The organism is Streptomyces sp. SID5643, assembly GCF_009872555.1.
GTDB classification, from domain to species: domain Bacteria; phylum Actinomycetota; class Actinomycetes; order Streptomycetales; family Streptomycetaceae; genus Streptomyces; species Streptomyces iakyrus.
In genome coordinates, this window is the sequence record NZ_WWIC01000071.1 from 1 (window position 1) to 10,697 (window position 10,697).

Here is a 10,697-nt window from a genome sequence, read left to right on the forward strand (position 1 = left end):
GGCCACGAAGACCAGCATCTGCACGATCCGGACCCGGTCCAGGTCCCCCACCGCCTGCACAGCGGCAGCGAGGCAGTTGAGCACGGCATGACGCGCGAGTGACCGCGCCGTCTCCAACTCGACGTCCCGGCCGACCGTGCCCTGACCCTGCAGCCAGCCGTCCTGGTAAGGCAGTTGGCCCGAAATGCAGATGCTGGAGCCCACGGTCCGGTGGTGGAGGTAGTACGGGTTGTCACCGAGCTCGGGAAGGGCCAGGCCCAGGGCCTGGAGCCGGTCGGAAGCCGAGTCGGTGTTCGCTGCCGACGTCATGGACTGACTCATCGAGTCACCTCCGCGGACGGAGCAGGGCGCTGGCCCACGCGGTCGGCCACGGGAACCCGCTTCACATGAATCTTGATCGTCTGCACTCGGGTCTCCTCGCGAGTAACAGCGGCGATATAACGCCGTATGGTGGCTTAAAACCGCCACCCTATTGTCGTTTGTCGACCATATGGCTGCCTGTCGAGCAGTGTCAATACGAACTTCAACCACGAATGCGGCAGTGGAACGTCCCGTGCATGTGCGGCACACCCGCCTGCGGCGATCGCCGACGGCGACTGGTTCCCGAGTGGCTGACGCGGACGATCCAGGCGCTCCGGTGCAGGGAAGGGGTGACGAGGCGGGGCCGCGGAGACGGGCCCGAGCGCACAACACCAGGTTCCCACCAGGCGGTCGCGGCCTGGTACCGAGGTGACCGATCCGCCCTCGCGTGCGTCTAGGACATCCGGCCGTCAGCAGTCGCGCTTTCGGCGGCGTGCACGGACAGCGGGAACGATGACGGCCCGGACACCGCACCAGCGATTCGGGGCGGAGTCCGGGCGGGCCGACAAAGGTTGCTCGGGCGGGCGGCGTTCGTTCGGCGACCGATGGCGCGATGCGATAAGCGCACCATCCGGGTCAGTGCGCCGTCTCGGCCGTGTCGCAGGTGCGGCACACCACCCTGCGTGCGGGGATACGGCCGTACGTGGCACCCATGCCGAGCTGGCGGGTGACCTGCGCCTGACGTACGCGGGCGTGGTTCTCGCAGGTGGCCAAGCCGCAGCGCGAGCACACACCGATGCCGGTGGTGTCGCTGCGCGCCTCCTGGAGGCAGTCGTAGCACCTCATGTCCAACTCCGATTTCAGCGGGGGCGAGGCGTGGCGGCCGACCAGACATGAACAAACCCACCCAGGCCACGCACACCTACTCAAGGAGCTTGAAAACTAAGTCTTAATTTAGACATTGTCAATGCTAAGACTCGTTAGCGGCTGTGTGGCCAGGGTGCGATGTGGTGCGACGGCTTGACCTGACCACCAGTCAGCGTTCGCCGAACAGAGAGCCGGCGGCACAGGAAGCGCAGAAGCACCCCTTGAACGTCGGAACGCTGCGAACAGCGCCACCGAGGCAGACGATCAAGTCCGCGCGGTGCCGCCGGTGTGCCAGGTCCTGGACAGCGCCCTTGCCTCACCCGGACAAGAAGGCGCCGCCACCCGCCGCCTCAGGGAAGAACGGCCCCGCCCTCGCGATGACCCGCAAGGAGGCATGGCCTCATGCTTGCCCTTGCGTGCGCTCCCCCGGGTCTCCCGCCTGAGCGCCCAGCCCCACGGGGAAGTGGGCAGCCAGTTCCTGACGGAACGCGTCGGTGTCGCCGTCCAGGGCGACCGCGGCCAACCGCTCGTGCTCCACGACCAGTTGATGCGGGTCGTCGCTGTAGGTGCGGTGATCGACGCTGAGGTGGAGGCGCAGCTTGGTCTCCCAGCCGTTCCAGAGGCTCTGCAGCACGCCGTGCCCCGAGAGATCGTAGAAGAGCCTGTGGAAGCGGAGGTGCGCGTCGATGCTGGCCGGGATGTCGTCCTTCTCCATCGCCCGGCGGAGATCCTCGACCGTTTGCAGCAACTGAGGCCGCTCAGGACCGCGCAGCGCTTCGGCGGACAGCTCCGCGGCGTACGGCTCGACACGCAGCCGCACCGAGTCGATCTCGGCGACCTCACGAGCGCTCACCTCTACGACGAACGCCCCGCGGTAGGGGATCTTGACGACGAGCCCTTCCTCCTCCAGCTTGGTCAGCGCCTCGCGCAGCGGGGACCGGCTGATGCCGAGATCCGCCGCGATGTGGGCCTCACGCAGCTGGCCACCGGGAGGTACGGTGCCGTCGAGGATGGCGGCACGGAGCGTGCGGTAGACGCCGTCCGGCGTGGTCATCCGCTGCTCCTGCCACTCGAACTTGTGGTCCACCCCGTCGCCTTCCCTCGATACCTGCCGACCACTTGGTCGTTTGTCGACTATACCGGTCACCCTGGCAGAGGATCCCGCCATTGACAGCCCAGACCCGCTTGGTCGACAATCGACGAACCGGATGGTCGACAATCGACCAAAGCAGGCTGCTCCGCTGAACCACCTGGAGGACCCAGTGGGATTCGACGTCAAGCCCAAGTTCGCGACGTTCGACATGAACGGCACGCTGATCAACTTCAGAATCAACGACACGATGCGTGAGGTTCTGGGCGACCGGCTGCCGGCCGAGGTCGGCGATGAGTTCCTGCGGATCTGCAAGGCGTACCGGATCGACGAGTGCACGGGCGCTTACCAGCCGTTCCACCAGGTCGTCGCGCGTTCCATGGAACGCGCACTGCGCAAGGTCGGTCTCGAGTACCGCGAGGACGAGGCGCGGGCGGTGTACGAGCGCATCCCCACGTGGGGCCCGCACCCCGGTGTCACCGAGGCGCTGAACCGCCTGGCCGAGGCGGTCCCGTTGGTGATCATCACGAACAGCGACACCGCGCACGCCGTGCGCCTCGCGGAGAACCTCAAGGCGCCGTTCGAGGTCATCATCAGCGCCGAGGAGATGGGCATGTACAAGCCGCGACTCGGCACGTTCGACTACATGTTCGACAAGCTCGGCGTGACACCCGACGAGCTCGTCCATGTCTCCGCGAGCCCGATGTACGACCTGCGCTCCGCGGCGATCATGGGCATCGAGAACAAGGTGTACGTGGACCGCGGCTGGGAGCACGACGAGCACTGGCTCGGCTACGAGCGGATCACCGACATCGCCGACCTCCCGGTCCTCTTCGGCCTGCCGCGCCCCTGACACCCGAGCCTGAGCGGAGAACTGAGGAAATGATCCACGGCAAGACGGTGGCGGCATGACTCGGCCCCTGCCTCAGACCGTCAAGGGTGACTCGGCTTCGGAAAGGCTCCAGGCCCTGGGACTGAAGCTACCCGTCCTCGCCGGCACCACGTACCTCGTGCCCCACCGGACGGAGAGCTCCACCATCCACCTCTCCGGCCAACTCCCCTTCAAGGACGGCGAACTGCCGGGTCAGGGCGTTGTCGGCCGGGACGTGGACCTGGAGACCGCGCAGGAGTTCGCACGCCATGCCGCGCTCAACGCGCTCGCCGCTGCTGTGCAGGCGGTGGGCGAGCTGGACCGGGTCCGGATCGTGCAGATGCTGGTCTTCGTGGCCTGCACGCCGGACTTCGGTGAGCAGTCGAAGGTCGCCAACGCGGCCAGTGAACTGCTCATCGAGGTACTGGGCGAGAACGGACGGCACGCGCGCACCGCGATCGGTGTCGCCGCGCTGCCGCTCAACGCCCCTGTCGAGATCCAGGTGATCTGCACTGCGGTGTAGCGGGGAGCCGGTCATGAGCAGTGGGCTGTGACCGGGCTCCGGCAAACCCCGGACGCCCTCGGTCGGCACGATGGGCACCCCTGCGCCGGTCGTGCCGGCCGACGTGATGTCAGAACAGCGGCGACCGAGCCATCGAGGCTTCCTTTCCCAGAGATAGATGAAGGAACACACCATGAAAGCCCCCGCGGCACCACCCAGGAACGGAGAGCTCGGCTTCTGGGTGTCCCAACTGGCTGACAAGAAGCCTTCGTTCCCCCGTTTCACCGGCCGGGACTCCGTCGACGTGGCCATTGTCGGCGGCGGCTACACCGGCTTGTGGGCGGCGTACTTCGCCCAGAAGCTCGAACCGTCGCTCTCGGTCGCCGTTTTCGAGGCCGAGCAGGTGGGCTACGGCGCGTCAGGGCGTAACGGCGGCTGGCTTTCGGCGATGCCGCCGGGGAACCGTGCCACCTTCGCCCGCGTCGGAGGAGGGCTGGAGGCGAGCCGGGCGCTGCAACAGGAGTTCGTCGCCGGCGTGGACGCGGTGCTGGACATCCTTGAGGCCGAGGGCATCGATGCGGATCAGCACAAGGGCGGCGCGCTCGTGGCCGCTCACACTCGGGCGGGGCTCGGGCGGCTGGTGGCCAGGCGTGATACCGAGCTGAAGTACGGGCTGACCGACGACGAGGTTCACCTGCTGGACCGGGAGGAGTTCCAGTCCCGGATCAACATCTCCACCGTTCACGGCGGGCTCTTCTACAAGCACTGCGCGCGGATTCACCCCGCGAAGCTCGTCTACGGCCTGGCTGACACCCTGACCTCCATGGGGGTGACGATCTACGAGAGCAGCCGCGTGGACAGTGTGGAGGGCAGGACCCTGGCCCTGGCCGAGGGGCGTGTCACCGCGGCGAAGACGTTCATCTGCACCGAGGGCTATTCGGGGCCGTTGCTGGGCCGGCGGAGCGTGATCCCGGTCAATTCCTCGATGATCGTGACCAAGCCCCTGCCGCAGGAGGCGTGGCAGCAGATCGGCTGGGACGGGCCGCAGTGCCTCAACGACTCCGCGCACACGTTCATCTACTCCCAGCGGACGTCGGACGGCCGTATCGCCATGGGGGGCCGTGGTGTCCCCTACCGCTTCGGGTCCGGTACGGGTGGAGCCGGTGCGACCGCCCAGTCCACCATCGACCTGATCTCGCACAAGCTCAGTACCTTCTTCCCGGGCATTCCCTTCGAGGTGGATCACGCGTGGTCCGGAGTCCTGGGCGTCACGCGTGACTGGAACGGCGGCGTGCACTTCGACCCGGCGACGGGGATCGGATCGTCCACCGGCTACGCGGGACACGGTGTCACGGCGGCCTATGTCGGCGGCAGGACCCTCGCGGAGCTCGCCTTCGAGAAGGAAACCGAACGGACCACGCTTCCCTGGGTCGGCCACCGGGCGCGGAAGTGGGAACCGGAGCCCTTTCGCTGGCTGGGTGTTCATGCCATGTACCGGCTCTTCGGCATCGCCGACCGGTGGGAAGAGCGCAGGGGCTCCAGCACGACCTCACTGCTGGCCCGATTCGGCAGCCGCCTCGCCGGACTTCACGAGTAGACGAAAAGGAACCTGCTCTCATGGACGCACAACTCGCAGTCATCGGCCTGGGCAGCATCGGAAGCATGGCCCTGTGGCAGGCGTCCCGGCTGTCCGACTCGGTGGTGGGCTTCGAGGCCGCCACCCCGGCCCACGGCCGCAGTGCCGTGGGCGGAGACACCCGCCTGTTCCGCATGATCTACCTCGGCAGACCCGACTACTACCCCGTCATCGAACGCTCCCGCACCCTGTGGGCCGAGCTCGAAGCGGAAACCGGGCAGGACATCCTCACCCCTACCGGCGGCCTGTCCATCGGGACCGCGAACGGCAGTTACATCAACAGCCTCCTCCAGGCGACACGCGTCACCGGAGCCGAGCACCACGTCCTCAGCCGGGAGGAGATGGCCGAACGCTACCCCCAGCACAGCCTCCGCCCCGACGACTGCGCCGTCCACGACCCCCGCGCCGGCGTTCTGCGCACCGACCGCGCTGTCACCGCCGCCGTCACGGCGGCCCAGGCGAACGGTGCCACCGTCCTTCAGAACACACCCGTGGACAGCATCACCGAGACCGGCCACGGCGTGGTCGTCACCTCGGGCGACAGGACCTGGACGTTCGAGAAGGTCGTCGTCGCCTCGGGCGGCTGGTCCCGAAGGCTCATGCCCGACCGTCTCAAGGCCGTCACGGAAACCCATCGGATCGTCCTGACCTGGTTCATCGCCCGGGACGGCACGCAGTTCTCACCGGAGAACTTCCCCGTCTTCAGCCGGTGGTACGAGGATCGCTCCTTGTACGGCGCACCCGCCGTCGACGGCGTGACGGTCAAGGCGTCAGTGGACGGACCGCTGGCCGGGCGCGCAAGAGCGACCCCCGACCCGGGCGCCGTGCCCAGGGAGCTCACCCGGGAAGAAGTCGAGAAGGTCACCGAGATCGTCACCGAGTTCTTCCCCGGCCTGATCCCCACCATCGCGCGCTCCGACGCCTTCCCCGAGCTCTTCACCGAGGACAGGCATCCGCTCCTCGGCTGGCTGGGCGAGAACAGCAGGGTGTACTGCGCCACCGGATTCTCCGGCAAGGGCTTCAAGATGGCCACGGGCTACGGCCACATCGCCGCACACGAGGCGCTCGGCAAACAGACCGTCGAAGGCCTGGACTTCGTACGTCCGGAGCGGTTCAGGATCGGGTAGCCCACCTGGTGCCGCAGCCTCGGCGCACCGTCCGGATCAGAACGACGGCGCGGCCTGTTCCTTCTTCGGGCCCTGAGCGCGGGCCTTGAGCAGCGCGTCCCGCAGACGGTTGTGGGTCATGGCCAGGGAGGCGTGCACCGCGCCGCGTGCCACCGACAGTCCCAGAACCTGGGAGACGGTCGTGATCCGGGGCACGGTCGGCAAACTGCGTTCGAGTCGCTTGCGCACCTCGGGGAGCACCTCGTCCACCAAGGGGCGCAAACGGCCGACGAAGTACACGGCTTCTGGGTCGAGGGTCACGGCCACGGTGCTCACGGCGGTCGTGACCGCCGTCGTGAACGCCTTGAGTGTCTCCGCACGGGCCCGATGGTCCTGGGACGTGAGCCACAACTCCTCGACGCGCTCCGTGTCCCAACCCTGTTCGCGAGCGAACTTCGCAAGCCCCGCGGTGCTCAGCAGCCCGTTGAGGGTGCGGTCGACGACGCCCGAGGAGAGGGCACCGATGTCACCGAACGCGGGGGTACGTCCCCGAGCCAGTTCCCGGTCCGTACAGATGGCGAAGTTCAGGGTGCTGCTGACGCTGAACAGGGCGGCGTTCTGGATGCTCGCGTCGTCCGTGAGCACCTGGAGCAAGGAGGCGTTCGCGTCGCTGTCGAAGGTCACCGGAGCGTCGACGAGCTCCTCGACGATTCCGTGGAGCTCGCGGCCGGTGAAGATCTTCATCGGACCGGCAGGCCGGAACACCTCGGCGCCGTCGCGGACATGAGCGGGCAGTGCCACGACGATCCGGCGCAGGGGCCCGCGTGCGGATGCGCTGGTCTGCGTGATCAGGTCGGCCAGCCACCGGCCGGCAGCGGGGACGTCGTGGTGATCGACCGTCGGGACGACCACTTGTCCGATCTCACGGCCGCGCAGGTCGGTCACCAGCACGCCACTGGTCACGGCGCCGAAGCCGACCCCCACGACGTGTCCGGCCGTCTCGGGGACATCGAGGTAGGTCGACCGACGGCCACGCCCTGCGACGGCGTCGACTCCCCCGTCCACGACGAACCCGTCGGAGCGCAGGTCCTCGACGGCCCGTGACACCGTCGCCTTGCTCAGCCCCGTGAGCTCGATGAGCTTGTTCCGGGTCAACGGCGCACGGGAGAGAACCACGTCAAGGACACGTGCCTTGTTGTAGTCGCGTGGTGTGGGGTTGATGCTGCTCACCTCATGACCTTAGCGAGACCGTACGCGACCCGAACCAGTGGTCTTGACCGGACCTGCCGACTGTCCGCGGGGCACCGCGCAGCTCACGGCGTGTCATGGCGGGTGTTCAGCATGCGGTCCACGACCTCCTGCGGGGCGACGGCCATGCCCTGCTCCACGTTGACCCAGTCGTCTCTGGCGTGCTCCAGCAGATAGTCGCGACGTTCCGGCACCCGCTCGGCGCGCCAGTGGGTCACCAGCGCGCGCAGTGTCAGGCGTGCCAGCGCCGCGACAGGCAGGAGCGGGAGTTCGGTGTCCTTGATCGGCCGGGCCCGCTCGTATCCCGCGACGAAGCTGCATGCCTCGCGCCAGGGATCCGATGCCGTCCGGCCGAGGAGGTTCGCGACAGACACAGCCGGATCGAAGATCAAAGCACTGCGCATCGTGTCACCGAAGTCGATCACTCCGGTGACGAAGCCGTCCGCCCGCGGATCCACGAGGACGTTGTAGGGGCTGTAGTCACCATGGATCACTTGGGTCTCGAGATCATCCAGCCTCGGAACGACGGTCCCGCGGAACAGGCGGAACACCTCTTGAGCCAGCCGGCGGTGTGCGGCACCCGGGGTGTGGTCGATGAGCTCCCGCAGCCGGTCGAAGTACCGGAGGTCCCAGACGAGGCGCCGGTCGTCCGCCGGATGCCTGAACGACCGCAGGGCCAGATCCACTTGCCCGAGCATGTGCCCGGCTTTGGCGAACTGGTGGGGCTCGGGGTCCGTTCGCGCCAGTACGGCACCTTCGACGAAGTCGAGGACGCGCAGGACGCGAATCCCGTCTTCCTTCGTCTCGACCGGTACGTTGTCGATGCCCTCAATGGTCTTCTCGACCCGTTGGACGGGGAGATGAGGAGCTTCGGTTTCGAGGTGACGCATCACAGCCGTCTGAAGGGCTACGACGGCTGCCGGCTCGTCGGGCGGGGACACTTTGACGAGGTGGTCGGCTGATCCGGTCCGCAGCCGGAACGTGTCGTCCTTCTCGGTCGCCAGCCGCTCGAGACGGCCGCTCAGCCGGTAGTGCCGGGCGAGGAGGGCATCCACCTCGTTCATCTCGATGGGTTCGTGGGACGACGCCAGGCCGCTCTCCTCGAACAACTGCTGGGTGGTACGTGCGGGCGGCGAGGTGTTCACTGTTCGGTCCCTTCGGCTCTCAGCCTGCTAGAGGCGCGTCCCGGCGATCTCGGCGAAGGTTTCGAGGAAGCGCGTCACGTCGGCCGAGTCGAAGGCCAACGGGGGTCGGATCTTGAGCACGTTGACTGCTTCGCCGGTGCCGCTGATGAGGATGCGACGCTCGCGCATGTCGTTGATGACGTCGTCGGCGCGGACACGATCGGGCTCCAGCGACTCCCGGTCCTTCACGATGTCGACGCCCACGTACAGGCCGCTGCCGCGGACCTCAGCGACGTGGGGAGACTCGCGAGTGATCTCCTCGAGGCCGACTCGAAGCGCGCTGCCGTTGTCGAGAACTCGCTGCTGCACGTTCTCCGCTTCGAAGACGTCCAGCACCGCGGCACCGGCGGCAACCGCGATCGAACTGCCGGCGAAGGTGTTGAAGTAGCGGACGTTCCGCCCGAACTCTTCGCACACCTCGGGCCTGAACACCACGCCGGAGATCGGCATGCCGTTGCCCATGGGCTTGCCCATCGTGACGATGTCCGGGAGCACCCCATGGCGGCTGAACCCCCACATCGACTCTCCGAGTCGGGCGAATCCCGACTGGACCTCGTCGGCGATGTAGACGCCGCCCGCGGCGTGCACCTCCTCGACCATGTCACGCAGGTAACCGACGGGGTCGGTGAAGAGGCCGTCGCTGGAGTGGGCGCAGTCGGTGATCAGCGCCGCGAGCCGGTAACCGTGGCGTTCGAGGTCCTGGATCGCCCCGCGCACCTGGCTTCGCATGTGGTCGGGAAGCGATGAACCCGGCGGGACGAGTCGCGGATCGGGGGCATCGATGACCCGCACGTTCGGCCCGAGCGGTGACCCGGCGCCGAGAGTCGGCGAGAAGCTCGCCACCTCGCGCGTGAGACCGTGGTAGGCCCAGCGCGTCACCACGATGCCCTCGCCGCCCGTGTGGAAGCGGGCCACGCGCATGGCCAGGTCGTTCGCCTCCGACCCGCTGCACGCGAAGCTGACCCTGGAGAGCGCTTCGGGCATCGTCGCGAGCAGGCGCTCGGCGTAGTCGACGAGTGACTCCTGCACATAGCGCGTGTTGGTGTTGACGGCCGCCATCTGACGGGACACCGCCTCGACCACGTGCGGGTGTGCGTGACCGACACACGGCACGTTGTTGTACGCGTCAAGGTAGTCGTTGCCCTCCCGGTCGAACAGGTGAGCACCTCGCCCCGAGACGAACTCGACCGGCTCCCGGTAGTTCAGTGCGTAGCCAGGGCCCAGCACGTTGTTTCGGCGCTTGACGGTGGACTGCATGCGCTCAGGCAGGGAATCGAGCGCTGCGGGGTCGAACCTGTTGGGGTAGTTGGCCAGCGCTCGACTCGGCGTGGAAGTCATCGGCGTCCCCTCTTCGTGGCGTGCATCTCGTCCTGGCCGCTTCAGCCAGACGGCTCCATGGCCGCTCCAGCCAGACGACAATTGTTTCAGTTCCAGCCTGAAACTTATACGGCGGATGCCGATGCGGCAACCCTTGCGACGGCGAACCGCACCCGCGTTGGACGGCCAGGAGGCACGGCCGGTCCCACGCGCAGCTCAGGCCATGGCCTGGCCACTGCCCGCGACGACCTCGGGGCGTAGCAGGGCGGTGAGGGTCTCGGCGGGGAGCAGGCCCTTTTCCAGGACGAGTTCGGCGACGCCCCGGCCGGTGGCGAGGGCCTCCTTGGCGATGTCGGTGGCCGCGGTGTAGCCGATGTGCGGGTTGAGGGCGGTGACCAGGCCGATGGAGTTCTCCACGCTCGCGCGCAGTGCCTCGGTGTTGGCGGTGATGCCCGACACACAGCGCTCGGCCAGGGTCAGGCACGCCGCACGCAGATGCGTGATGGACTCCGACAGGGAGTGCAGGATGATCGGCTCGAAGGCGTTGAGCTGGAGCTGCCCGGCCTCCGCGGCCAT

General features: G+C 67.6%; 10 protein-coding genes and 1 pseudogene. 4 read left to right on the forward strand and 7 right to left on the reverse strand.

The features are described 5' to 3' along the window. From GTY56_RS08685 to GTY56_RS08695, 3 genes are all read right to left on the reverse strand, one after another. Window positions 1-309 (reverse strand): RidA family protein (locus tag GTY56_RS08685; RefSeq protein WP_161364133.1); only part of this gene is annotated, 309 nt, incomplete at its 3' end. A 627-nt stretch (window positions 310-936) separates the two neighbouring features. After that, on the reverse strand, window positions 937-1,146 hold the full coding sequence (locus GTY56_RS08690) for a DUF2180 family protein (RefSeq protein ID WP_161364135.1): 210 nt from the start codon (window positions 1,144-1,146) through the stop codon (window positions 937-939). A 421-nt stretch (window positions 1,147-1,567) separates the two neighbouring features. Further along, entirely contained in the window at window positions 1,568-2,254 is a 687-nt protein-coding gene (locus GTY56_RS08695) for an FCD domain-containing protein (RefSeq protein ID WP_161364137.1), read from the reverse strand. Window positions 2,255-2,429: 175 nt separating this feature from the next. Here GTY56_RS08695 and GTY56_RS08700 point away from each other — a divergent pair, with 175 nt between their 5' ends. The 4 genes from GTY56_RS08700 (at window position 2,430) to solA (ending at window position 6,393) form a co-directional block, all read left to right on the forward strand. Next, window positions 2,430-3,110 (forward strand): haloacid dehalogenase type II, encoded by a 681-nt coding sequence (locus GTY56_RS08700; RefSeq protein ID WP_161364139.1) that lies wholly within the window; start codon window positions 2,430-2,432, stop codon window positions 3,108-3,110. A gap of 55 nt (window positions 3,111-3,165) precedes the next feature. Further along, a complete protein-coding gene (locus tag GTY56_RS08705) occupies window positions 3,166-3,651 on the forward strand; it encodes a RidA family protein (RefSeq protein WP_161364140.1) in 486 nt (161 codons plus the stop codon). Between the two features lie 172 nt (window positions 3,652-3,823). Beyond that, window positions 3,824-5,227, forward strand: a complete 1,404-nt coding sequence (locus tag GTY56_RS08710) for an NAD(P)/FAD-dependent oxidoreductase (RefSeq protein ID WP_202509916.1) — start codon at window positions 3,824-3,826, stop codon at window positions 5,225-5,227. Window positions 5,228-5,247: 20 nt separating this feature from the next. After that, a complete protein-coding gene (gene solA, locus GTY56_RS08715) occupies window positions 5,248-6,393 on the forward strand; it encodes an N-methyl-L-tryptophan oxidase (RefSeq protein ID WP_161364142.1) in 1,146 nt (381 codons plus the stop codon). Window positions 6,394-6,429: 36 nt separating this feature from the next. Here solA and GTY56_RS08720 read toward each other — a convergent pair whose 3' ends face one another. From GTY56_RS08720 to aspA, 4 genes and pseudogenes are all read right to left on the reverse strand, one after another. Beyond that, the gene (locus tag GTY56_RS08720; protein ID WP_202509917.1) at window positions 6,430-7,602 is read right to left on the reverse strand and encodes an ROK family protein; all 1,173 of its coding nucleotides are present in this window, start codon (window positions 7,600-7,602) and stop codon (window positions 6,430-6,432) included. 83 nt (window positions 7,603-7,685) lie between these two features. Beyond that, the gene (locus GTY56_RS08725; RefSeq protein ID WP_346345444.1) at window positions 7,686-8,765 is read right to left on the reverse strand and encodes a phosphotransferase; all 1,080 of its coding nucleotides are present in this window, start codon (window positions 8,763-8,765) and stop codon (window positions 7,686-7,688) included. Window positions 8,766-8,792: 27 nt separating this feature from the next. Beyond that, on the reverse strand, window positions 8,793-10,142 hold the full coding sequence (locus GTY56_RS08730) for an aspartate aminotransferase family protein (RefSeq protein ID WP_161364145.1): 1,350 nt from the start codon (window positions 10,140-10,142) through the stop codon (window positions 8,793-8,795). Between the two features lie 195 nt (window positions 10,143-10,337). After that, a pseudogene (gene aspA / locus GTY56_RS08735) lies at window positions 10,338-10,697 on the reverse strand (aspartate ammonia-lyase); the annotation flags it as partial.

Coding starts and splice junctions, on each gene's coding strand:
- GTY56_RS08690 (WP_161364135.1), bottom strand. CDS start 1,146: ATGAGGTGCTACGACTGCCTCCAGGAGGCGCGCAGCGACACCACCGGC.
- GTY56_RS08705 (WP_161364140.1), top strand. CDS start 3,166: ATGACTCGGCCCCTGCCTCAGACCGTCAAGGGTGACTCGGCTTCGGAA.
- GTY56_RS08710 (WP_202509916.1), top strand. CDS start 3,824: ATGAAAGCCCCCGCGGCACCACCCAGGAACGGAGAGCTCGGCTTCTGG.
- solA (WP_161364142.1), top strand. CDS start 5,248: ATGGACGCACAACTCGCAGTCATCGGCCTGGGCAGCATCGGAAGCATG.
- GTY56_RS08730 (WP_161364145.1), bottom strand. CDS start 10,142: ATGACTTCCACGCCGAGTCGAGCGCTGGCCAACTACCCCAACAGGTTC.